Annotated in this window: 25 protein-coding genes; 17 read left to right on the top strand and 8 right to left on the bottom strand. The window is 60.8% G+C overall.

The annotated features are described in order from the left end of the window. Positions 1 to 419 precede the first annotated feature (419 nt). Both rpiB and HUU46_14695 read right to left on the bottom strand, forming a co-directional pair. Positions 420 to 863 carry a ribose 5-phosphate isomerase B gene (gene rpiB / locus HUU46_14700; GenBank protein NUM54893.1) on the bottom strand — a complete coding sequence of 148 codons (444 nt, stop codon included), beginning with the start codon at positions 861 to 863 and terminating at the stop codon, positions 420 to 422. A 94-nt stretch (positions 864 to 957) separates the two neighbouring features. Next, entirely contained in the window at positions 958 to 1,716 is a 759-nt protein-coding gene (locus HUU46_14695) for a hypothetical protein (GenBank protein ID NUM54892.1), read from the bottom strand. 238 nt (positions 1,717 to 1,954) lie between these two features. On the opposite strand from HUU46_14695, the gene HUU46_14690 reads away from it, so the two are divergent. Next, a complete protein-coding gene (locus HUU46_14690) occupies positions 1,955 to 2,698 on the top strand; it encodes a glycosyltransferase family 2 protein (GenBank protein NUM54891.1) in 744 nt (247 codons plus the stop codon). Here HUU46_14690 and HUU46_14685 read toward each other — a convergent pair. The 3 genes from HUU46_14685 to HUU46_14675 all read right to left on the bottom strand — a co-directional run bounded on the left by HUU46_14685 (position 2,691) and on the right by HUU46_14675 (position 4,572). Further along, entirely contained in the window at positions 2,691 to 4,058 is a 1,368-nt protein-coding gene (locus HUU46_14685) for a UDP-N-acetylmuramate:L-alanyl-gamma-D-glutamyl-meso-diaminopimelate ligase (GenBank protein NUM54890.1), read from the bottom strand. The two genes, HUU46_14690 and HUU46_14685, sit on opposite strands and share 8 nt — an antisense overlap. A gap of 78 nt (positions 4,059 to 4,136) precedes the next feature. After that, a complete protein-coding gene (locus HUU46_14680; GenBank protein ID NUM54889.1) occupies positions 4,137 to 4,334 on the bottom strand; it encodes a DUF2283 domain-containing protein in 198 nt (65 codons plus the stop codon). Further along, positions 4,324 to 4,572: a hypothetical protein gene (locus HUU46_14675; protein NUM54888.1), complete on the bottom strand. Its 249-nt coding sequence runs from the start codon at positions 4,570 to 4,572 to the stop codon at positions 4,324 to 4,326. The genes HUU46_14680 and HUU46_14675 overlap by 11 nt, the downstream gene beginning before the upstream one ends. Before the next feature lie 60 nt (positions 4,573 to 4,632). Here HUU46_14675 and HUU46_14670 point away from each other — a divergent pair, with 60 nt between their 5' ends. Beyond that, positions 4,633 to 5,838: a peptidase U34 gene (locus HUU46_14670; GenBank protein NUM54887.1), complete on the top strand. Its 1,206-nt coding sequence runs from the start codon at positions 4,633 to 4,635 to the stop codon at positions 5,836 to 5,838. Between the two features lie 56 nt (positions 5,839 to 5,894). On the opposite strand, the gene HUU46_14665 is transcribed toward HUU46_14670, so the two are convergent. Further along, positions 5,895 to 6,635, bottom strand: coding sequence for an arginyltransferase (locus tag HUU46_14665; GenBank protein ID NUM54886.1), 741 nt, complete (start codon positions 6,633 to 6,635; stop codon positions 5,895 to 5,897). Positions 6,636 to 6,744: 109 nt separating this feature from the next. On the opposite strand from HUU46_14665, the gene HUU46_14660 reads away from it, so the two are divergent. The 8 genes from HUU46_14660 to HUU46_14625 all read left to right on the top strand — a co-directional run bounded on the left by HUU46_14660 (position 6,745) and on the right by HUU46_14625 (position 14,964). Then, a complete protein-coding gene (locus HUU46_14660) occupies positions 6,745 to 7,461 on the top strand; it encodes a hypothetical protein (protein ID NUM54885.1) in 717 nt (238 codons plus the stop codon). Between the two features lie 31 nt (positions 7,462 to 7,492). Further along, on the top strand, positions 7,493 to 9,334 hold the full coding sequence (locus HUU46_14655) for a ferric reductase-like transmembrane domain-containing protein (GenBank protein ID NUM54884.1): 1,842 nt from the start codon (positions 7,493 to 7,495) through the stop codon (positions 9,332 to 9,334). A gap of 30 nt (positions 9,335 to 9,364) precedes the next feature. Continuing rightward, the gene (locus tag HUU46_14650) at positions 9,365 to 9,889 is read left to right on the top strand and encodes a DinB family protein (GenBank protein ID NUM54883.1); all 525 of its coding nucleotides are present in this window, start codon (positions 9,365 to 9,367) and stop codon (positions 9,887 to 9,889) included. A 37-nt stretch (positions 9,890 to 9,926) separates the two neighbouring features. Further along, positions 9,927 to 10,694, top strand: a complete 768-nt coding sequence (locus HUU46_14645) for an NRDE family protein (protein NUM54882.1) — start codon at positions 9,927 to 9,929, stop codon at positions 10,692 to 10,694. Continuing rightward, positions 10,687 to 12,330: a VTT domain-containing protein gene (locus HUU46_14640; GenBank protein ID NUM54881.1), complete on the top strand. Its 1,644-nt coding sequence runs from the start codon at positions 10,687 to 10,689 to the stop codon at positions 12,328 to 12,330. Before HUU46_14645 ends, HUU46_14640 begins: the two co-directional genes overlap by 8 nt. Positions 12,331 to 12,419: 89 nt before the next feature. After that, entirely contained in the window at positions 12,420 to 13,295 is an 876-nt protein-coding gene (locus HUU46_14635; protein ID NUM54880.1) for a GNAT family N-acetyltransferase, read from the top strand. Then, the gene (locus HUU46_14630; GenBank protein NUM54879.1) at positions 13,295 to 14,131 is read left to right on the top strand and encodes a 1-acyl-sn-glycerol-3-phosphate acyltransferase; all 837 of its coding nucleotides are present in this window, start codon (positions 13,295 to 13,297) and stop codon (positions 14,129 to 14,131) included. Before HUU46_14635 ends, HUU46_14630 begins: the two co-directional genes overlap by 1 nt. Continuing rightward, positions 14,128 to 14,964, top strand: coding sequence for an alpha/beta hydrolase (locus HUU46_14625; GenBank protein ID NUM54878.1), 837 nt, complete (start codon positions 14,128 to 14,130; stop codon positions 14,962 to 14,964). Before HUU46_14630 ends, HUU46_14625 begins: the two co-directional genes overlap by 4 nt. Before the next feature lie 28 nt (positions 14,965 to 14,992). On the opposite strand, the gene HUU46_14620 is transcribed toward HUU46_14625, so the two are convergent. Beyond that, complete coding sequence (locus HUU46_14620) at positions 14,993 to 15,871, bottom strand: hypothetical protein (GenBank protein ID NUM54877.1); 879 nt, start codon at positions 15,869 to 15,871, stop codon at positions 14,993 to 14,995. Positions 15,872 to 16,279: 408 nt separating this feature from the next. Between HUU46_14620 and HUU46_14615 the strand changes: the two genes are divergently transcribed. From HUU46_14615 to HUU46_14585, 7 genes are all read left to right on the top strand, one after another. Beyond that, on the top strand, positions 16,280 to 16,798 hold the full coding sequence (locus tag HUU46_14615) for a hypothetical protein (protein NUM54876.1): 519 nt from the start codon (positions 16,280 to 16,282) through the stop codon (positions 16,796 to 16,798). 16 nt (positions 16,799 to 16,814) lie between these two features. Next, positions 16,815 to 18,266, top strand: coding sequence for a DUF1800 domain-containing protein (locus HUU46_14610; protein ID NUM54875.1), 1,452 nt, complete (start codon positions 16,815 to 16,817; stop codon positions 18,264 to 18,266). 165 nt (positions 18,267 to 18,431) lie between these two features. Continuing rightward, on the top strand, positions 18,432 to 19,553 hold the full coding sequence (locus HUU46_14605; GenBank protein NUM54874.1) for a DUF1501 domain-containing protein: 1,122 nt from the start codon (positions 18,432 to 18,434) through the stop codon (positions 19,551 to 19,553). Continuing rightward, entirely contained in the window at positions 19,546 to 20,250 is a 705-nt protein-coding gene (locus tag HUU46_14600; GenBank protein ID NUM54873.1) for an RNA polymerase sigma factor, read from the top strand. The genes HUU46_14605 and HUU46_14600 overlap by 8 nt, the downstream gene beginning before the upstream one ends. Further along, complete coding sequence (locus HUU46_14595; GenBank protein ID NUM54872.1) at positions 20,247 to 20,825, top strand: hypothetical protein; 579 nt, start codon at positions 20,247 to 20,249, stop codon at positions 20,823 to 20,825. The genes HUU46_14600 and HUU46_14595 overlap by 4 nt, the downstream gene beginning before the upstream one ends. Position 20,826: 1 nt before the next feature. Next, positions 20,827 to 21,315, top strand: a complete 489-nt coding sequence (locus tag HUU46_14590) for a hypothetical protein (protein ID NUM54871.1) — start codon at positions 20,827 to 20,829, stop codon at positions 21,313 to 21,315. A 105-nt stretch (positions 21,316 to 21,420) separates the two neighbouring features. Further along, positions 21,421 to 21,720, top strand: a complete 300-nt coding sequence (locus tag HUU46_14585) for a hypothetical protein (GenBank protein ID NUM54870.1) — start codon at positions 21,421 to 21,423, stop codon at positions 21,718 to 21,720. Positions 21,721 to 22,608: 888 nt separating this feature from the next. On the opposite strand, the gene HUU46_14580 is transcribed toward HUU46_14585, so the two are convergent. Continuing rightward, positions 22,609 to 23,430 carry a hypothetical protein gene (locus HUU46_14580; protein NUM54869.1) on the bottom strand — a complete coding sequence of 274 codons (822 nt, stop codon included), beginning with the start codon at positions 23,428 to 23,430 and terminating at the stop codon, positions 22,609 to 22,611. Between the last annotated feature and the right edge of the window lie 128 nt (positions 23,431 to 23,558).

Here is a 23,558-nt window from a genome sequence, read left to right as displayed (position 1 = left end):
CTCGTCATCGTACTCGATCGTTTCGAGTTTCGAGTGCGAGTACGATGACGACTCACGAGCAGGAGCACGTAAAAGACTGTGCGCTCAAGGGCTTACTCGTGAGCATTTCTCACCGCACCGAAGTATTTTACGTCCACTGCGACGTCTCTCGGACGGCCGCACCGCGTGCTCGTGCTCATGCTCGTCGTCGTACTCGATCGTTTCGAGTTTCGAGTGCGAGTACGATGACGACTCACGAGCAAGAGCACGTAAAAGACTGTGCGCTCAAGGGCTTACTCGTGCCCGTAATCGTAATTGGGAATTCCGCCTCTAGTATGTTGGATACGAGCGGAACCTGCGGATGCCGCGGCGCTTACTGCTCGATTACGAGAACGATTACGAAATTGCGCGAACCACTCTTGATCCCAACTCGATTTTGACTAATCCATCTTCTCGATGCGCCTTTGGTGGCGCGGATGGTGGCTGTACGGCGTGTCCAGCCAGATATCGAGCAGGTTGATGCATTCGTCCAGCGACAGGATGCGGCGGCCCAGACAGATGACGTTCGAGTTGTTGTGCGAGCGGCTCAGGCGCGCCATGTCCTCGGTCGCCACCGGCGCGCCACGGATGCCCCTGTGCCGGTTCGCGGCCATGCAGATGCCGATGCCCGTGCCGCAAATGAGCACGCCGAGGTCGGCGTCTCCGGCGAGCACAACCTTGCAGACTTTGTCCGCGTAGTCGGGATAGTCTACCGAATCAGGTCCGTCCGTTCCGCAGTCGATAAGTTCGTATCCGCGCGACTGCAAATGCGCCGCAATCGCCGGCTTATAGTGTGGGGGCGGGTCTTCGTACCCCGCGTGATCGCTCCCTATGGCAATTCGCATCGAACGCTCCGTGGCGCCAAATACGCCCTGGTACTTCGGCGATTGTAGACGGACACTCGCGACATGACAAACGGGCTGCTCCGCAGCCTTTCGCTCAGTTGCCGGGGAGCTTGTTCTTCAATGCGCTCATGTCCTGCACGGTGACGCCGGCTGGGGGCGTATACACGAACCGCTCTGGGGCGGGCTTCGCATTCAGGTCCACTTCGCTGTATACCGACGTGGACGTTGGGGCGCCCTTATCGTCGAAGACCTCCGTCTTGATCTGCAACCCGTGCTCTTTCGATATGTAGAACTTCATCAAGCCGACCGGCGTCGGCGCGCTCGATTTTGTGGCCTCATTCGGTACGACCTCGATAACCCACGTGGGCTTACCGTCCACGGTCGAGTCCGGTAAGAGCTTTACGTCGCCCTTGTCGCGAAACGACGCGAACATCGATTTGCCGCTCGACGGCCCCTGTTTGCCGGCCGTTTCCGGCGGCATGCGGAACGCCTGGCGCCGCCCCATCATCTCCATCTCGTTGATGATCTCCTTGCCGTCGTACACGCTCAACATTTTCTGTTCCATGGGACCGGCCAGCGGAATCCCGGTGTCCAACTTGTTCACCATGTCGAGCCGGAACAGGGTTGCGTCTTCCTTTTTCAGGCACTCGAGTGTGCCCGTGGCGTGCGAGGAAACGGTAAGCGGCCCCATCGGCACGTTTGTGTCCGTCGTTACCTTTGCCGAGAATGCGCTGATCTTGGTCCACAACGTTTCGACTTCGCTCTCGACGGATTCGAGTGTCTGTTCGGCTTGGGTCAGTGCGGCAAGCAGCGAAAATGTTGCGGCGCAGATGGAAATACGAAATGGGCGCATGGACACTCCTTACTGTACTGAAAGGCCGCGGCGCGGTCTGTCAGGTGGTTTGTGAAAACTCGGTATTTGACTGGGCCGGCCGCGATCGGGATTCGGCACAGCCTCTGTGACTATATCACGGCCGTTGCGCGCCCGCCCGGAAACACGTCGAGAAGTGGCGGTAAGGCACAATTTGTAGTAGCCGTTGCCCTGCCGCATACTACATTTTGTATGGCCGAGTATGGTAGAATGATAATCCATGTTGAAGGATAAGAAGATTGTTGTCGTTATGCCGGCCTACAACGCCGCGCAGACACTGGAAAAGACCCACGCGGAAGTTATGGAGCAGGGGATCGTAGACGAGGTGATTCTCGTCGACGATGCGAGCAGGGACGATACATCGGCCATCGGCAAAACCCTGCCGAACACGACGGTCCACACGCACCCGAGGAACCGGGGATACGGCGGCAATCAGAAGAGCTGCTACCGGATTGCGCTGGAGCGCGGCGCGGACATCGTGATCATGGTGCACCCGGACTATCAGTACACGCCACAACTCATTCCCGCTATGGCTTCGATCATTGCGAACGGTCTGTATCCGTGTGTCCTGGGCTCGCGCATTCTTGGCGGGCACGCGCTCCGCGGTGGTATGCCCGTCTGGAAATACATATCGAACCGCTTCCTCACCGCGGCGGAGAACGTGCTGCTCGGCGCGAAACTTTCCGAGTACCACACCGGCTACCGCGCGTTCTCCCGCGAGATACTTGAAAGCCTACCGCTGGAGGAGAACTCCGACGATTTCGTTTTCGACAATCAAATGCTTGCGCAGATTCTGTGGAAGGGATACACGATTGCGGAAGTGACGTGCCCGACAAAGTATTTCGAGGAGGCGTCTTCCATTAATTTCAGCCGCAGCCTGAAGTACGGTTTCGGATGTCTGGGTGTAGGTCTAAGGTTCCGCCTCGCAAAAATGGGGCTGATCAAGTCGCCACTGTTCACGTAGCGCGTGGGGCCAGTTCGCGAAATCGCGCGTAAATCCCACCGAAGGCGCCGTTGCTCAGAATTAACACCACGTCCCCGGGACTAGATGTCTCGGAGACCTCCGCGGCGATTGCCTGCGCGTCTTTCGGCGCGTGAGAGACGGTGCCCGCGCCGGTGAGTCTTTGCGCCAATGCCTGCACGTCCAGCCGATTATCAAGGGGAATCGAGTCCGCACGGTGGATTGGGCCGAACCAGACTTCGTCCGCGCCGCGAAACGCGTCGAACAATTCGTGCTGGAACGCGTTGGTCACCGTTGTGTTCGATCGCGGTTCGAACAACACGCGCAGGCGCCGTTTTGGCCAGCGTTCGCGCGCGGCTTCGATTGTCTCGCGGATGGCCGTGGGGTGGTGCGCGAAGTCGTCTACGAACGTCACGCCCTCCGACTCGAGGAACACCTCCATCCTCCTGCGCACGCCCTTGAACGCCGCGAGTGCATCGGCGAGCGCGCACGGCGTGCCGCCGTGGTGTGCTGCGACGGCAAGCGCGGCAATCGTATTCAGCGCGTTATGACGCCCGGCGAGCGGCACGCGAAAGTTCCCCCACGCTGCCTCATTGCGATATATCGTCAGGCGGGTGAATCCGGCATTGTCAACGCCTGCATGCTCGCCGCGCCAGTCCGCGCTTTCGGAGAAACCGTACGTTTCCACGCGCGAAAACGCGTGCCCGCGCAGCGCCGCCGCGCGCGGAGAATCGGCGCAAGTGAGCAGTAGTCCTTCCTTTGGTATCTGCCGCAGCATCCGCTGGAACGCGATCTCGATTTCGTCCACGTCGCGGTAGATGTCGCCGTGGTCAAACTCGATGCTGGTAACGACGGCAATATCCGGAAGGTAATGAAAGAACTTCGCTCGCTTGTCGAAGAACGCCGTGTCGTATTCGTCGCCTTCGATGACGAACGGCGCTCCATTCGCGCCCAAGCGCGCCGAGTGCGGAAAATCAAGCGGTTGCCCGCCGATCAGAAAACCGGGATTGCGGCCCAGCGCATCAAGTAGATAGGCCGTCAGCGCGGTCGTCGTCGTCTTGCCATGCGTGCCGCAAATAGCGATGGGCCGCCGCGCCCGCAGCACGTGTTCCTTCAGCCATTCCGGCAGGCTCACGTAGCGCAGTTTGCGCGATAACACCGCCTCCACTTCGACATTTCCGCGGCTCAGCACGTTTCCGATAATGACGACATCCGGGTCCCAATCGAGATTGGTGGCCGCGTACCCTTCGGCAACGGGCACGCCCAGCGCTTTCACCATATCGGACGTGGGCGGGTAGAGGGGGTTGTCGCTGCCTCGCACTTCCCAACCCGCCTCGATCGCCAGCCGGGCCCCGGCGACCATGGCGGTGCCGCCAATGCCGCAGATATGGGCGCGGGGCTTTTGGCTATCGAACGACCTGTTCAACGAAGTAGAAAGAGCTTATTCGGCGCTAAGCTGGTAAGAGAATTCGTTCAGATCGGTCTGTTGCTTTGCGTGCTCGACAGTCATGCTCACTACGAACCCATCTTTATCGAGGTCTACGAGGACATTCTCGTTCAGATCGCGGGTCTCGACGACTTCTCGGCTATTGAAGTCGACAAGCAACGTATCCGTGTCCGCGAAGTACTTAATCTTCATTCGTGTTCTCCTCGAAGTCCCTATCGAAGAACGCGTTGTGGACTGTTTCGCGATCTTCCAGCAGAATTACTCTCAAATACTTGCGGGCTTCTGAAATCCATGCCCAACGGCGAATGCGGCCATCGACCTGTACTGTTTCTTTTGCTGGACTGTTGACCGCACGTTCAATCCACTCCATGCGTATATGTTTACGATCTTGCCGTTTACACGTGTGGTGGAAATAATGGGTAAACTTCATCGATTGAGTATACGGGGAATGGCCCCGAGAATTGAAACTGGTGGAAGGCGAAAATACGGGATGTGTGACACGATTGCGATAGTCCGCAAGGACGGCGTGTATTTTGCGAAGAATTCCGACCGCGATCCGAACGAGGCGCAGTACCTCGAGTGGAACCCTCGGCAACGCCACGAGAGTGGGGCGAAGGTCACCTGCACGTGGATCCAGATTCCGCAAGTCGAGGAAACGTACGCCACGCTCCTCAGCCGTCCGTTTTGGATTTGGGGCGCGGAAATGGGCACGAACGAACACGGCGTGTGCATCGGCAACGAGACCGTGTTCACCAAGACCAGGAACGAATCCAAACCCGGCCTAATTGGCATGGACCTGTTGCGGCTCGCGCTCGAGCGCGCGGACACCGCGGAGAAGGCGTGTGAAGTGATCGTGGCGCTGCTCGAACAATACGGCCAAGGCGGCGGCGCCGGCCACGAGAAACGCGACTTCGCGTACCAGAACAGTTTCATGGTCGCCGATACCAAATCGGCGTATGTGCTCGAAACGGCGGGACGTCTTCACGCGATCGAGAAGGTCGAAGGCACACGCACCATATCGAACGGCCTCACCATTCCCGGTTTCGCGGAAAAACATTCCGACTATTTGTACACGCGCGTCTCCGGGTGTCGCACGCGGCAGGGCCGCACGCACTTGCTGTCGCAAAAGACGCGCGGGCCCCAGCACCTGTTCGCCGCGCTGCGCGATCACGGCGCGCGCTATTCGCAACCGGAGTACCGCTGGATCAATGGTGCTATGGCTTCCCCTTGCATGCACGGCGGCGGCGTCCTCGCTTCATCGCAAACGACGGCGTCGTGGGTCACGGAGATGACAAAGGAGCGCGGTATCGTTCATTGGGTAACCGCGACCGCCGCCCCATGTACGAGCCTATTCAAGCCGGTGCGATTGGAGGAGCCGCTCGATCTTGGCAGGCCTACTGACAAAGCGGACGATTCGCTCTGGTGGCGGCACGAAGCGTTCCATCGCACGGTGATTGCCAATCCCACCGCTTACCGCGACATATTCGTCCCCGAACGCAACGCACTCGAAGCGGATTGGATCGAGAATCCACCTGACCCGAAGGACGCCTTCGCAAAGCATGATGAGTTGCTCACACAATGGGTGGATAAGGCCGAATCGATTCACGCTCCGGACATTCGCCCCTCCTACGTGCAGCGCTACTGGCTCAAGCGATCGCTGCGCGCGGAACTCCTCTCTTTGGCGAATCCACGTTAGCATTACGTGGGGCGAGCGCTATCCGGTGCGGCGCCTGATCGCGACGGCCCACTTCATCACTCGTCGTGCGGAGCGCCCCACGCATCGTTACAGCCCTTAATCTGGTTCGGACGGAAACGCGACTTGTAGTTCATCGTGCCGCAGTCGGCGATGTAGTAACCGAGGTAGTAGTACGATTTCCCCCATTGGCGCGCGAGTTCAATTTCCGCCAGCGCGGAAAACGTGCCGGGGCTGTACCGCGAAACGGACGGGTCGTAGAAAAAGTTCACTGTCGAAAGCGCATCGGGCAGTTCGTCGATTACACCAAGGCCGACCAGTCGTCCGTCCTTCCACAATTGAAATTCACGCGTACGCGGGCCAAGGCACGTATCGACCAGAAACCGCCGGTAGGAATCTTCATCGGGCAACTCGCGCAAATCCTGGTCGTGCTGGTGGACGAGGTAGCGCTGTTGCAGCGCAAGTTTTTCGGCGGAGTACTCCGCGGGTGCGACGCGCGACTGAAACACCCTGACCCCGCGGTTCCAGATGCGGCGTTGCTCTTTCGACTTGCAGAACGACTCGACCGGCACGCGAATGACTTTGCACTCGTTGCAGCCCTTGCAGTCAGGCCTGTAGACGTGCGTGCCGCTACGCCGGAACCCGGCGTCGAGCAGCTTGTCGTAGATGTGCTCGACCCACAACCCGTCGAGATACAGCAGCCGCATCTCGCGGTCCGGCAAGTACGGACAAGGGCAGCGCCCGTGGCCGAGGTACGCCATCTCGACCAGTCCGGCGGTCATAATTTCCTGCAATTTCATTGCTTGTATAATCGGGCCATCGGCAAACGAATTCCAGTGACATTGTACCGCGCGCATCGCGAATAAACGGAGCGAGGAATGGTGTCGTAGGGAAGAAACCTGAACGGCGATGTTCGTCTCAATTGTCACAATCTCGGTGTATGGCGCCTGCGCCTATCTCGCGCTTGGCGCAGTGGCAACGCTTGCGCTGCACGCGCGAGGGTTACGCATCCTGGACCACGCGACGGCCGGCGCGCCAATATCCTTTCGCGTACTGGTCACACCGGGCCTTATCGCACTTTGGCCGATCATGCTGTGCAAGTGGCGAAAGGCCGCGCGCGGCGGTGACGGCGCCGGCCGGCCCGATGCGCCAATTCCAGCATTGCGCCTGCGCCAAATCCATGGAATCGCAATCCGGCTGCTCGCGCTTCTCATTCCCGTCGCGGTCGGCGCAGCGGTCATGGTGCGCGCGCCGGTCGCCGTGATCGGCGGGGCAAACCCCTTAACGGACGCTCCGCCGCTGCGCGACGTTGCGTTGGAGCGCTCCCACGCGTTCGAGGGGTTTCCGATCGTGTTGCGCGTGCGGACGGACGATCTCGGATCATGGCAAGTGGAACTCGACGCAGAACGCGAATTGGATACACCGGCGCTGGGGCTTTACTGGCTTGACGGCCCTGGCGAATCCATCGTACCGGGAACCGGCGTCTACCTCGGCAATGTCTGGGGCCCAGGCGCGCGCCGCTTCGCCGTTGACGGTGAAAGGCTCTCCAAGGGCGGCTCGCTCGTGCTCTATTCCTTTGCAGACGCCGAGGTCGTCGCGCGCGCCTCGGTCAAGGCGCCGTCATGATCGCGCTTGCGCAATACGCAGGGCGGGCCTCATGTCGGTGAAGTACAAGGGCGTCGGCTGGAACCGGCAGAAGCGCATCTACGACGCGACGCTGGCGTCGCTTGTGTCGGCGTCAATTGTGCTGTTCATCGTCGTATCCATTGTTAAGAACCCCGGTAGCACCGCCGAAACGCTGATGATTCGGTCCACATCGTGGACGGCAATATTGCTGCTGCACGTCATCCTCTGCATCGGCCCGCTGGCACGGCTCGATGCGCGGTTCTTGCCGTTGCTCTACAATCGCCGCCACCTGGGCGTGACAATGTTTTTCCTGGCGTTTGTCCACGCCGCGCTCGCCATATTTCAGTTCCATGCACTGGGCAAGGCGAACCCCGTCGTCAGCGTGTTCACCGCGTATCGCGCAGACTACGATCCGTTCAATGGACCGGCTGGCAGCCTCGCACAATTTCCGTTCGAGCCGTTCGGCGCGCTGGCGCTGGTCATACTGTTCTTGATGGCGGCGACCAGCCACGATTTCTGGCTGCGTAATCTCGGTGCGTCGTTCTGGAAACTCATGCACCTGCTTGTTTACGTTGCGTACGGGTCCTTGCTCGTTCACGTCGCGTACGGCGTGCTGCAAAGTGAACGTAGTCCCATCTATATCGGCGCAGCCGCGCTCGGCGCAGTCGTCGTACTCACGCTCCACCTCCTCGCGTATCGAAAGGAAGCAAAGACCGATCGCGCGAAAAGCGCTGCCGAACACGACGGCTATCGCTTTGCATACCGTGCGGAAAGTATTGCCGAAGGCCGCGGCAAAGTGGTGCGCGTCGGCGGCGAACGCATCGCGCTGTTCCGGCACCACGACCGCATCTTCGCGATGTCGAACGTCTGCCGCCATCAAGGCGGGCCGGTTGGCGAGGGCCGCATCATCGATGGCTGCGTTACGTGCCCCTGGCACGGTTGGCAATACAAACCGGAGGACGGATGCAGCCCTCCCCCATTCGCCGAAATCATCCCGACGTACAACGTGCGCGTGATCGACGGCGGCGCATATGTGCACCCAAATCCGAACCCAACGAAAACCGTGTGCGACGGCGCGGCGGCGAACGGCGCTTCGCCACCTGCCGAATCGAGCGACTTCTACATCGGCTACATCAAGAAAGCGCCGGCGGGACCGGCCCGGTTCGCGCGCGGTACGGTGGCCGCGATCGCATTCATCGTCCCTGTCGCAACCGTACTCATTGCCGCAGCGCAATCCTCAGTAGACCGCGGCCGGTACGAATTCGGCGTGGCCCGCACGTTCGAGGGGACGTTGATCGAGCACCCACTTCCGCTGCTTCGGATTGCGAGCGCTACCAACGACGCGCGTAGCTTTCCGTTGGCGGGGTCTGGTAAATCGGGTTTACCGGATTTCGCCCGGGGACTTGACGGCAAGCGCGTTCGGTTCGAGGGCAGCCTTATCGTGCGCGACGGGCTGGCCATGATCGAGATGAACGACCCGGATTCATTCAAGGTCCTGGGCGAGTCCGGCAGTCCTGTAAATACCAGTCGCGCTGCCGAATTGGGCCGTGTTAGACTGACTGGGGAACTGGTGGACACCAAGTGTTACTTCGGCGTTATGCGGCCGGCGACGGGCAAGGTACACCGCGCGTGCGCGGTGCGCTGCCTGGACGGCGGGGTGCCCCCGGGGTTGTTGCTGCGGTTGGAGGACGGATCGAGCCGGGTGGTCCTGCTGGCCGGTCTACAAGGACAATCGCTCGATTTTGACTCCCAATGGGCGGCGCTCACCGTCACGGCGGAAGGTCCGCTCGAACTGCACGACGGCGTCCCCGTACTGCGCACGCGCGCACTCGAATTGAAGAAGCAAGGCGCCAGTTCGGCGCCGCGCGAATGAAGTGTCCCGGAAACGAGGAAGCAAACACGTATGCAACAATCCCTTACTGCAGCACCCGCCATCGATGGTTGTTTGGTCGCGTGCGTGCGGACCCTGGACGCCGTAGATCAATACGAGAAAGCCGGCGGCCCCTATTCCGCCGTCGGACCGCACCTGCGGCACTGCCTCGATCACGTGATGTGCTTTTTGCGCGGACTTCGTTCCGGCGTCATTGAATACGACGCGCGCGATCGCGACGTGCGCGTGGAAACGGACGCCGACTACTATCGCGAAATTGTACGGCACGCGATGGACCAGCTCGCGGCGATTTCGCCCGCCACGCTCGCGAATGCCATCACGGTGTGCCAGATTTCCGCGCCGGGGGCGCCGCTCGTGACCGTCGGCAGCACCGTCGAGCGCGAGCTGCTGTTCTTGTCCGGACACACCATCCACCATCTTGCCATTGTCACCCAAATCGCCAAAGAACGCGGTATCGCGATTTCGCCGGAGTTGTCCGTCGCATTTTCGACCGCGGCGCATCGCGAAGCCCTCGAGTCCGAATCGCCCACGAACTGAGTCACCAGCGCGAAAACCCAATTACGAGACCAGAACCGTGTGTACGGTAACTGTCCATCGCACCTGCGATCGCCTTCTCGTCACCATGAATCGCGACGAACGCCGCGACCGTGCGCCGGAGAATTCCCCGGTGTTGCATCACGGTGACATCTCCTGGCTCGCCCCATCCGACTCCGAGCGCGGCGGCACGTGGATTGCCGTGAACGAACTCGGGGTCGTGACATGCATCATGAACGGGTACGTCTCCGGAGAGAGTCCAGCCCCGCCCGCGTCCAGCAACGTACCGACCCGTGGCGCAATCATTCCCCGGTTGATAGAACGCGGAGGATTGCAGGACATACGGAACGCGCTCGTGCGCGAATTCGACCCCGCGCCGTATCCCTCCTTTACGCTAATCCTCGCACACCACGGCGCGGTCGAATCCTTCGACTGGAGGGGAAACGGCATGCTTGCAGACAGGACGCACGACGACGTTTGGTCTGCGTTTTCGTCGTCATCGTGGAAAACCGACGAGGTCATCGCCTGGCGCATGCGCGCCTTCGACCTATGGCGCGCGGACGGATGTAAGATGACGAATGACTTGCCGTCTCTGCACCTGCAACACCCCGACGGCATGCGCGAATGGTCCCCGCTCATGGATCGCGAGCACACGTGCACCCGCAGCATTACGCAGGTCGAAATCGCACGGGGCCGTGACAAAGCGGTCATGCGCTACTGGCGCCGCGATGCGCTCGATGCGGGTCGCGCGCCTTTCGTCACGACTCTGCCGCTGCACCTTGAGCAATCGTTGACGCACCATGGCTGACTACTTCGCGAATGCGCTCGATCAACTCGCAGCCAGCCCGATCCTGCAGGGCATGGTGGCCGCGCTGGCGACGTTTATACTCGAAGACCCCACAACTATTACCTGCGGCGCGCTGGTGGCAGAGGGCCACATGCTGTTCACCACCGCACTGGTGGGCTTGACGCTCGGCATTGCCGCGGGCGATTTTGGACTGTACGCCATCGGACGTCTCGTAGGCCCGAGCACCGTCGCGTGGGGATTGTTGTCCCAGGAGCGGCTTGATCGCGTGAAGCGCTGGTTCGACCGCAACCTGATACTGGCGGTTGTGCTATCTCGGTTCATGCCGGGTACCCGCCTGCCCACCTACGTCGGCGCGGGAATCTTTCAAGCGTCACCCATCCGGTTCCTCGGCGCGGCAATCGCCGCGTCGCTCTTGTGGACGCTTGCGTTGCTCGCGGTTACCGTCAAGCTCGGACAAACCATATTGCCTATGCTTGGCGCGTACCGATGGCCGGTGGTCGTTATCATTGTGGCGCTTCTCGTTTTCGCGCAGCGGCGCGCCTCGAAGCACCTGTCCGCGGACGACGCTCCCGCGCAACCGGTGGTTTCTTTTTTCGAATTCTGGCCTCCCTACATCTTCTATTTCCCGGTTGGGCTCTATTACGCGTGGCTCGCACTCCGGTTTAGGGGAACGACGCTGCCGACCGCCGCCAATCCGTCAATCTATTCCGGCGGACTTATACGCGAATCGAAGTCGCAAATCCTCTCGCTTGTGCCGGAATCGCAACGGATGTGGATTCAGCCGTTCTGCATGTTCACGCGCCCTTCCGCCGATATCCCGATCGAAACCGTGCTGCGCGAGGCGCTCGATGTGATGCGTAGCGCCGGTATAGATTTCCCAATCGTCGCGAAGCCTGATAAGGGCCAGCGCGGTGCGGGCGTGCAACGGTTGCGGACCGAAGACGATCTCCGCGCCTACTTGGAATCCTTTCCGCCAAATCTGGAAATCGTGTTCCAACAACTCGCCGACCTTCCGTGCGAAGCGGGGGTGATGTACTACCGTTACCCCGGCAGTAACCGCGCGGCGATCCTGTCAATCACGCTGAAAGAATTTCCGACAGTCGTGGGCGACGGCGCGCATACGTTGCGCGAACTCATCCTCGCCGATCCGCGTGCGCGCATCGTCCGGCGCGTCTATTTCAATCGCCACGGCGCGCAACTCGATCGCGTCCTGCCCCCGGGCGAACGTTTTCCGCTGGTGTTCGCGGGCAACCACGCGCAAGGCACGGTTTTCAAAGACGGCACACACCTGGCAACGCCGGCGTTGCTCGCTCGATTGCACGGCGTCGCGTCGTCAATGCCCGGCTTCTACTTCGGCAGGTTCGATATCCGCTTTACCGAACTCGATGCCTTCCTGAATGGAGATGACGTTCATATCGTCGAAATCAACGGCGCGGGCGCGGAGTCCACCCACATTTGGGACGCCACGATGACCCTCCGCGGCGCGTACGGCGCCCTGTTCCGGCAGTGGCGCATTTTGTTCGAGATTGGCGCGGCGAACCGCAGGTGCGGCGTGAAGCCGCTCAACCCGTTTCGGCTGCTCGGCGACTGCATCTGGTACCGCGAATCGTCGCGCCGGTATCCGCTGGCGCACTGACTGGTAAACACTATCCTAACCGTTATTTTGTAAATGCATTACAATGAATAGCCCAAGGGCGGCGCACACGGGCGCTAGGAGGCGGCCATATGACGCATGACGAAAGCGGTGTCGTGCTATCCGCAGTGCATTTGGACGCCCCCCGCGCGCCGCTGCGCATAGAAGCGTCCGGCGTTTCAGCGGACTTTCGGGCCCGATGGAACTCGACCGATCTACTCGCCTTGTCCGGCGCGAAAAAGGGGAACTACGTTTCAGGACTTGCGTGCTCGGACCGCTGCCTGGACGAAGTGCTTCGCCTGCGATACGAGGTATTCAACGTTGAACTCGGCGAAGGCCTCGCCCATTCGGCGGTGACCGGCCTCGACCGCGACGAATTCGACGATCAGATGACGCATATCGTGCTGTTCGACACGGCGGGTCAGCGCGTCGTCGGCACCTACCGCGTGCAGACCGTGATGCACGCGCTGGCCCACGCGGGCATCTATTCCGCCCAACTCTTCGAGTTCGCCGGCCTCGATCGTTACTATCCGCGCATGATCGAAGTCGGCCGAGCGTGCCTCGCGCAGGACCATCGAAACCTCGCCGCGATCATGACGTTGTGGACGGGCCTCGGAGAGTTCATGAACCTGTTCGACCAACAATTCCTGTTCGGATGTTGTTCGCTCACGACGCAGAATCCCGATGACGGGTGGCGCGCAATGAAGACGATCCGCCAACGGAAATTCCTGCACCGGGAGATTTTACTCCGTACGCGTCCCTCTCACTCCTGCGGCGACGCCGCGCGCGAGCACGACCCCGAGCTCGGTCCGGCCATTCCGCTGCCCAAATTGTTCCGCACGTACATGCATATGGGCGCGAAGGTCATCTCCGGTCCCGCCATCGATCGCGATTTCGGGACGGTCGATTTCCTCGTGTTCATGGACGGCAAAGGCGTTTCGCTGTCGTCCCTGGATATCCTCCGTTAATGGATTCGCGCATCGAACACGCGCCTGCCGCAAACAGCGCGCGGGCGCGTTCCAGCGCATTGCGCGCCGCGTGGCGCGTCAGTCTGCTCTTCGTGGGAAGCGTCGTCTTCCTGCTCGTTTGGATTGTCGTGAAGAGCACCGCGCGCTCGAAAGAACATCTCTACGAGCGTGCCGCACGCTGGACTGGGCACTGGGCGCGGTACTGTCGTTGGGCGGCAGGCTTCCGAGTGACCGTATCGGGCGCGCGCCCACCCGCCGGCGCGCTCATCGCGCCGAACCACCTCGGTTACGCGGACGTGCTGGCGATCGGATCGGTGCTGCCGTGTTTCTTCGTCGCCAAGGTCGATGTCGAATCGTGGCCGTTTATCGGCATGCTGTTCACCATTTCGCACAACATCGGCGTGCCGCGCGCGCGCGTGAAGGCTTTGGTCGAGGCGACTACGCAGATCGCGGACCGGTTGCGCGCGAAGCAGTCGGTTTGCGTGTTTCTCGAAGGCACGTCGAGCGGGGGCAATCGGCTCCTGCCGTTTTATCCGCCGCTGGTACAGCCCGCGATCGATGCGAACGCGCCCGTGTGTCCCACGGCGATCCGATGGATACCGGGCGACCCGGCGATCGACATTTGTGAAGATATCGCGTATTGGCGCGAGGAACACACCTTCGGCCCGCACGCGTGGCGGCTCCTCGGATTCAGCGGCATCCGCGCTGAAATCGCATTTGGAACGCCCATCGCAAGCGAAGGACACACCCGCAAATCGCTCGCGGCGGCTGTGCAAGAATCCGTCGCGGAGTTGTTGGGCATATCCGAGTCGCCGCTGCTCGCCACGTCCCCATGAAGCGATGGCTCATTCGCCTTACCGTAGCCTTCGTCCTTCTCTTGCTGTTGACCGTAGGCGGCGCATGTGCCTTGTTCACCTTCCTTGATATTCCGCGGGAAGCGCCCGGCGTCCCGCGTGACGCGGTTTCCATTGATGACACCCATACCGTGAGTTACCTGCACGCCGGCGATCCGGCGGCGCCGCGCATTGTTTACGTGCACGGTTCCCCAGGACGCGCGACGGACTGGGCGCGCTACGTGGTAGACCCAATCGCCGGATTCGAGTCCCTTGCGATCGATCGCTTTGGATTCGGCCAATCGACTCCCAAGGGCCCCGAGCCATCGCTGCGGGAACAGGCCCGCGCCATCGAACCGTTTCTCGTCGAGCGAAATGGGAAATGGCCGATCCTCGTCGGCCATTCGTTGGGGGGCACGATTATTTGTCAGGCCGCCATCGATTACCCGGATAGGGTCGGCGGCCTTGTCATTCTTGCGGGCGCGCTCGCGCCGCAGTTGGAGACGGTTCACTGGTATCAGCGCGCCGCCGATTTTGCATTCATGCCTTCGTTGCTCCCGCGCGACCTCACAACGAGCAATCGCGAACTCATGCCGCTGAAAGCCGAACTGAGCGCACTATCGGAGCGCCTGGGCGAAATTACATGCCCCGTAGCAATCATCCACGGGAAGAAGGACATGCTCGTGCCCGTGGCGAACGCGGACTTCATGCGCGAGCATTTCGCCCGAGAAATAGTTCATGAGTTCTCAGTCTTGCCGGACCAGAACCATTTCCTGCCTTGGACCGTTGAGTCCAAGGTGCGCGAATCGATTCGCAGTCTCGCCGCGAGAAAGTAGTACCTTCAAACGCGCTTTCGGTGCAGCGTTACGGCGCGACCCACACGCGTGTCTCTTGGATCACCTCCGGTACCCACCGCTTCACCGTTTCGTAGTGCCCCTCGACGATATAGCCGGTGCGCGGGTCGCGCGCTTCGGGCACCCAAATCTGCTCGCGCTCGTAGTACCCGCCGCCGACCACTTCGCGCCGCGTCTCGTAACGGCCCGTCGGGCTCGGCTGCACATACGCCGGAGCAGGCTGCGTGTACACCGGCGCCTGCTGCACGTAAGCCGGGACCGGCGTGCGCACGCTCGGGCTCGACACAATCGCGCTCACGACGTTGCCCACCGCGTTCGCAATGGCTGCGTCGCGCATCGCGTCCGCGTACTCCTCGTTCGACTTATGCTGGTAGTACGAGTTGTAGTACGGGTACGCACCGTATCCCGGATAGCCGCCGCCATACCCCGGACCATACCCGTAGCCGCCGTAGCCGCCGATCTGCGACAGGCCGTACAGGAATTTCTCGACATCGGACGATTTGTCGTGATCATCGTCTAATCTCGACAGCGCCTCCAGAACCGGGAACGGCGTGCTTGGATAGTTGCGTCCGCTGTTGTTCGCGCGCGAGATTGCGTCCAGTATCGGGAACGGCGAGCTTGGCGCGCGCCCCCGGTCGCTGCCCGCCCGTGAGATCGCATCGAGCAGCGGGAACGGACTCGACTGGTTCCGGCCCGCGATACGTCCCAACTCACCCAACGCCTGCGGCGCACGAATGCTGGGCACCTTCCCGATACTTCCGGTGGACCGAATCGCGCGGCCGGGCTTCCCGGCGCTGCGCCCGCGCTGCGCCTCCGCCAATGGCGAGCCGACAAGAAACAGAACAAGTAGAACTGCTGACAAAATTGAGAATTGTGTTCTTGCGCCCACGGCACCTTCCTCCAGGGTTGCGTTCCCCGATGGACAATAGACGCTCAAACCATCGGGGTATTCACGGATACCGCAGACCGCCTGAAAATCGCCTCAATGTACGCTGACCGCAGACGCGATGGCTAATGCCTACATCAATGCGCACAAAGGGCTTGCAGATATTTCGTCAATAGTGTACCCCTCGTTTCGCAAAATGCCGAAGTCGGTATCACCGTCGTTTGCCGTTATGCCATAGCAGCGCCCGAGACCAATCCGCCTGCCATCCTCCTGGCTTCTGTATCGCGACTCCTCCCTCCGAGTGCAACACGTTGGGCTACATAATGAGGTCACGCGTCGCACGTCCAGGCGCGTAACCCTTCCGCCTCGGGCGGTGTACACCGGGGTAGAACCCAACGGGAGGAACTACCCATGATCATGGCGGATGTATTCAAAATCCTGTTCATCATCCTCGGAATACTGATTACGACGGTAGCGTACTGGCTCTTGTTCGAGGCCTTGTTCCGGCGCGTTGTCGAACGGGCCAGCGTGGTGTACGAGACCAGCCCGTACAAGGTCGTGCTCGTCGGCGCTGTTGTCGGTGTACCGCTGTTTATCGCGAGTCTCGGCCTTTTGCAGAGCGCGGCGGGCTTGAAACTCATCGGTGCTGTCCTCATGTCGGCGCTGCTACTGGTAGGGCTTATCGGCTCGGCGGGGCTGGCGCGGCTAATCGGGTGCCGCCTGGCCTCCGCGACCGATAGCGCCTACCCGTGGCGGCGTGTTTTGCGCGGCGGCATGGTGCTGTCGATCACGTTTGTGCTGCCCGTGGTGGGCTGGTTCGTCATGCTCCCGCTGACGCTGGCGAGTGGGGTTGGCGCATTGATTCTGTCGCGCTGGGGCCAGCGCGCCGCACAGACCGTGCCTCCCGCTGTACCGGTCGCGAATGCATAATCCCGGGTCGAGCGCCATGCGAATCTCACGCCGCAATTTCCTTCACGCCGCAAGCGCTTTGTCCGCCGCGACGGTGATGGGCTGCGATCGTGCGGTCCGTTTCGTGGGCGTTCCGCAGCCGCCCGGAATGCCGGGACCGTTCGCGGTGGCGGCTGCAGCGACCGTCGATCCAATCACGCACGTGTTGCGCCGCGTCACCTTCGGACCACGCCCAGGCGACCATGCGCGCGTCGCGGGGATGGGGATCGACGCGTACCTGGAAGAACAGTTGCATCCCGAGCGGATCGACGATTACGAATGCCACAGCCTTGTGCGCCGCAACGAAACGGTCGCCGCGCCGCTGGGCGAGTTGTTCGAATACAAACAGGACCTGCTGTTGCGCGAACTGACCCGCGCGTCGATGCAGCGCGCCATTTACAGCAAGCGGCAACTGTACGAGGTGATGGTCGAGTTTTGGACTGATCACTTCAACATCGCGCAATCGAAAGGCGACTGCGCGTGGTTGAAGACCGCGGATGACCGCGACGTCATCCGCAAGCACGCACTGGGCAATTTCAAGGACATGGTCCGCGCGTCGGCGCTGAGTCCCGCCATGCTCTGGTACCTCGACGGACGCGTGAACCGCAAGACCAATCCGGAGGAGAAACCAAACGAGAACTACGCGCGTGAACTGCTCGAATTGCACACGCTCGGCGTACACGGCGGCTACACACAGCGCGACGTGATGGAAGTCGCGCGATGCCTGACCGGGTGGACCGTGCGCTCGGAGCAACGGTTCTTCAAGGGCCGTGTCGAATTCCGCAAGCACTGGCACGACGACGGCGAGAAGTCGGTCTTGGGACAAACAATACCCGCCGGACTGGGCGAACAGGACATCGACCGCGTCATCGAGATCGTCACGGCCCACCCCTCAACCGCGCAGTACCTCGCGTGGAAACTGTGCCGCCGGTTTATCGCCGACTCACCGCCGCAACCCGCGGTGGACGCCGTCGCGAACGCATTCGCGGAATCGGAAGGCGACGTCAAGACGACCCTGCGCGCGCTGTTCGCCACGGAAGCGTTTCGCTCGTCGAAGGACGCGAAGTTCAAACGCCCGTTCCGCTTCATCGCGTCGGCGCTGCGCGCTACGGCGGCGGAATGCGATCCGAACGAAGCGCTGTATCAATACCTGCTGCGCATGGGTCACACGCCGTTCCAGTATCCGACTCCCGACGGGTACCCCGAGGAAGCCGAGCATTGGATGGGATCGATGTTGTGGCGTTGGCACTTTACCGCCGCGCTCGCGCAGGACCGAATCGCAGGCACGCGGGTCGACTGGAAAAAACTGGACGAATGCGCGGGCAGCGAGCAGATGCTGGTGGCCCATTTGCTCGGTCGCAGCGCGACGCCGCTGGAAAACGAATGCTGCGCACAATCCGCCGCCGGCCCAGTCTTCATGATCGCGTCCCCCGCGTTCCAACGGTTTTAGAATGAGATTGATGACACCCATGGAAGGAATGCGAACCATGAGAGCCCTGGGAGAATCCTCGCAATTTCGCCGACGTACATCTGCATCTCCTGTTCGTCTCATTGCTCCCATTCTTCCCATAGCTCCCATTCCTCCCGCAACCCCCATCGGCTTGGACTCCTAACCATGCAAAACACAGGCTTCATCAACGGAAACGGCGACTCGAAGAACGCCCTCGTCGTCATCTTTCTCCGCGGCGGCGCGGACGGCCTCAACATGGTCGTGCCAGTCGAGGACGATGCGTACTACAACGCGCGTCCGTTAGTCGGCATATCCAAACAATCGACTGCACCCCTCGACGGGACCTTCGCGCTCAATCCGCAGCTCGCGCCGCTCGCCGATCTCTACCGCGCCGGCGACCTCGCCATCGTTCATTGCGCCGGCTCCGAGGACCAGACCCGCTCGCACTTCGAAGCGCAGGACTCGATGGAGCATGGCGGTACCGGTGGCGGCGGCTGGCTTGGACGGTATTTGCGCTACCGCCCAAACGGCCCCGGCGGCCCACTGGCAGCCGTTGCCATCGGCAGTGCCGCCCCGGAGGCCTTGCGCGGCGCTCCCGCGACGGTCGTCATGGAATCCTTCGCAGATTTCGCGCTCGGCGAACGCGCGCCCGCCGCGATGTCCGCGCTCGAACGCCTCTACGCACCCGAAACGGACGCGCTCGGCGTCGCCGCGCGCTCGACACTCGCCGCGCTCGGAAAGATCACGCAACTCGACGAGAAGAGTTACACGCCAAGCAACGGCGCAAACTATCCCCAGGGCCAACTTGGCGATGGACTCTGCCGCATCGCGCAAATGCTGAAAGCGAATGTCGGATTGGAAGCGGCCTGTCTTGATCTCGGCGGGTGGGATTCGCATTTCGCGTCGGGCGCCTTGATGGACCCCCTCATGAAGCAGTTGGCCGAAGGCATGGCCGCGTTCCACGCCGACCTGAACGGTGCGATGCGCAATACCACACTCGTCGTGATGACCGAATTTGGCCGCCGCGTGTACGAAAACGCGTCGCTCGGCACCGACCACGGCCGCGCCAGCGTCATGTTCGTCATGGGGGGCGGCGCGCGCGGCGGCAAGGTATACTGCGACTGGAAAGGTCTCGCTATGGACAAACTCGAAGCCCCCGGCGATTTGCCGGTGCAGAACAACTACCGCGACGTGCTTGCGCCCATTCTCGCGCGGCACAGCGGCATGTCGGATTTCTCGCGCGTATTTCCGGACTACGCCGTGCTCCCGTTGGGGATCTATGCCTGACACCGCGTGGTTGACCGCGTTTGTGCGCTGGCCCGACAATGGCCCGCGCGGCCGCGCCGCATCGCGCTGGCCTGGCCGTGTGCTTGCGCACGTGCGTCAACAGGAGAACGCGGTGGCGGGGGAGACCCAGGGCCAGAGTGCCGGTGCCGCATGGGAAGCCGAATGCGTCGCGCGCGTGCTGTCCGGCGAGCGCGGCGCGTTCGACGCGCTCGTCGATGCCTACACCGCGCGCATCTATACGCACGTGTATCGCATGACGCGAAACCGCGAGGAAGCCGAGGACGTCGTCCAGGAAACGTTTCTCCGGGCGTACCGAAATCTCGGAAGTTTTGACCGCGCGCGCCCGTTTCGCAACTGGTTGTATACGATCGCAACGAACCTTGCGCTGAACGCAATTCGATCGCGGCAGCGGCGGGGATGCGGTATTGCGCTCGACTTCGATGACGTTATGGACGCAGTCCATACGCAAGCGGAAGACGCGCGGGACCTCGCGGCGCGCGGCGAGTTGTCCGACCGTCTGGCGCGCGCGGTCAGCCTGTTGCCCGCGCAGCCGGCCGCGCTCGTACACCTGCACTACATGGAAGGAATGACGATTCGCGAGGCGGCGGACACGCTGAACATGAACGAAGAAGCGGCGAAAGTCGCGTTGCACCGCGCCCGCAAGCGCCTGCGCGAATTATTGGATAAAGAGACATGACGAACGAGTGCGGCATATACCGCGCGCAATTGCGCGAGGCGTTCGATGCGGGTGCGGGACCTCCAGACGGCGGCCACGCTTCAACGTGCGCCGAATGTGCCGTGTATCGCGATACCTTGTGGTCAATTGCCGCATCACTTGCCGCGATGCCGCTCGAAGTCCCGCGCAATGCGCTCAAGCAACGCGTAAAAATGCGTCTGGCCGCGGAACCCTCGTACGCAAACGACGCCCGCTGGTGGCTGCCCGCGGCCGCGGTTGCCGCATGTGCGTTACTCGTCGGTTTGACCGTGTATTACGCTGTGCCCACGGACCCGTACCTGTGGTGGGACTACGCGAACCAAACCGCCGCCACGCCGGATTGGCTGCTGCGCGAGATGTCAATCACGGAAGACGTTGCGGCGGTGCAGCGGTACTGGAGCGACTTCACTGCCGTGTTCGCGTCAGTCTCGTCGCCGTTACTCTGGGCGGTCGCCGCGGCGGCTGTCGTGCTGCTGGTGTGCCTCAACGGCGCCGAAGCGTATCGTCTGCGCCTCGCGGCCGGCGAACCCGTGCGCAACCGAAAGTGGAGAGCGTAGGATGACCCCGGAGAAAGCCCTTGGTTTCATGGCGGCGCTGCTCGGGCTGCTCGCCGTAAAGGCCGGGTGTGTCGCGATGAGCGTTTGGCTCGACAAGTCCGCGCCGGCGTTCACCGCCCGGGCATTGAACGTTTACCAGACGCGCGGAAAGCGCTCGTTTGTGTTGGGGGTGGTCAACGGCCTCCTGCTTTTCTTTCTGTTCACCGCGCTTACAAACGCGCAGCTCAAACCGCTGGGCGTACTGGGAATCGTGATTCTGCTCGCAACGGCGGCCGCGGCGTTGACGGGCTACATGATCGCGTACAACGACATCGGTCAACGGCTGCGCGGCGAACGCAACTGGTCGGCGACACAAACGATTATCTACGGCGGCATCACCATGGAAGCGGCATTTATGGCGCCCGTCATCGGGCAAGTTTTTTCGATTGGCGTGCTATTTCGTGGCTTCGGCGCGGTAGTCAGCGCGCTGTTGTCTCGCGGTAAAGTTTGAAATGACGCAACCTTTTGGGGTTAAACAAGCTTTGTTTGGAACGAGGCGATTCCGCTATCATCTTATGGTGACATGATTAGGGCGTCCAGCGGAGATACAAGTTAGATGCAGAATCAGCAGGCAGGGCTCGGAGAGGTGGTCGCAAACGCCATCGAAGAGGCACAAAAGGGCACGATTCCCCACATATACGCCAACGGATTTACAAACGCGCTCGGATCCGGCGATATTGTTGTGGTGCTGCAGCGGAACGGCCCACCCGCCGCTGTTTTGAATTTGTCGTTTACGGCAGCGAAAAGTTTGTCACAGAAGTTGAATGAGCTCATCGCCAATCTCGAAGCTTTGACCGGTAACACGATCATGACAACAGACGACATCAATAACAGCTTGGAAAAAAGTCGGAAATGAACGGCTACTCAACGATGCCTTGTCTTCCGCCAACTCAACCGCAGATAGATCCGCGACCGCTCGCCGTACGAAAGATCGAGACGTTTTCAAGACTGGGCGAAGGGTGGTCGTTTGGTGATGGCCTGCGGTTCGAAGATTCTGTGATTAATACTGCTAAGTCTCTCGTCCTTCACGCGCGCAAACACGGATTTCTCGAATCGGATGCCTTTCCTGGCATGCAAGGCGACGTTCTAATAAGGATCTATCAGGGTCTACATTGTTTGGAGTTTACGGTTAGAAACGAGCGATGCATAGATTATGTCCATGAAGTGGAAGACGCTGAGATAGAATCAGAGGACGATCTGACACTTGATGCGTCCACAAGCAAGATTCAGGAACTGAGAAAGGATCTATGCGAGTCATTCGACTTCTCCAAGCCATACATTTCGACAGAAGGGGGCGTCGCTTCACAAGTCCTGCCTTCCAATCGTCTGGAAAAGATGGTGGTATATCGGTCGTGGATGAAGTTTGCATACGACAATTGGGACATACAGTCTGCGAACACGTCTCCAAGTTTTACACGAGCGTTGCAGGCAGTCTGATCGTCTTTTGGTCCTTCGATACCGATAATCTTCCATTCGAATGCACGTTGGAATACGTCCCGAGTCCAACCGGTGACAAATGCCACGTCAATATCAGGAATGTTCGAGACAAAGACGCGAAACGCTATTTCAAGACTGTCGCTACAACTGATTTCTACGTTTGCGAAGGTACTGCTGCTCGTCATCTGACCGAAGAAGACTTTGATAGAATCGCGCGCATTTCCGATCGGTATTTCTTTGGCCAGCAAGGTTAGGTGGGGCGTTGCGCTCCTGCTAAGATTCTTTTGGTCGGTAGATCGATTCCAACCTAATTCTCGTAGGCTTTCAGTGCCCGTGTGAAATCGTCCGCATCGAACACAAACCCGAACAGCAGCGCCACGCGCCACAACGCCAGTTCTTTCGCGAACTGATTGTGCGCCGACTCCTTGCTTTCAATCGCAACAACTGCCTGCCGAATCGCGGAGCACATCAGCCCGCGCTGGTTCATGTCCACCATTCCGCCGGGCGAGATCAGCAGACATCCGTCGATCGCGAATCCCGCATAGATCAAATGGTTCACGCCGAGCTTTTTGCACACGGCAAACAATTGGTGTCCATCCTCGCAGATGTACTCGTTGTCCAGCGGTCTTGCATACGGATCGAAATCGAGCCGGCCGAATCCCTTATCGATGTCCGCGAGGTTCGCAGTCCCCGGAAACACATGCGCCTGCTTGAACTCCGACAATTTGTCGCGCAACGGGTCCGATGCCGCATGCTCCGGCCCGTCCGGCGCGGGCCCCGCCAGATCAACGGCCGCCTTGTGACCGGGATACTTCTTGTAGTAACCCGCGCTGCTTACGACATGCATCAGCGGCAGCGGCGATTTACGCACCGCACTCAGCAGTTCGGGGAACACATGTTTCGCCACGTCCGCCGCGCGCGGAATATACGGCACCGCGCAATGCCACCCAGGGAACTGCTCGTAGGTCCCGCAGTCCCACGCGTGCATCACTACGACCGCGGTGTGGTCCGGTGCGAATTCCAGCTCAGCCTTCTTCCACCCGCCGAACCCATGTTCCGGCACCGGCAGCGTGAAGTCCGCGCTGAAATGCTGGTAGTAGTTCGTGACTACTTTGAGCGGATTGGCCATGATCGATACCCACGTAATTGCCGCAGCTTGTGTGAACTATAGTCCTCGCGGGAATTGCGCGCAAACGGCATCGGTTGGTATACTGTGTGCCGCAAAATCGGGTCTTTGAAGGGCAAATGCGGCCCCGC

Source organism: Candidatus Hydrogenedentota bacterium (assembly GCA_013359265.1).
Lineage (GTDB): Bacteria > Hydrogenedentota > Hydrogenedentia > Hydrogenedentales > SLHB01 > JABWCD01.
The sequence above is the reverse complement of the archived record's forward strand: the minus strand, read 5'-3'. Positions and strand labels throughout refer to the sequence as shown.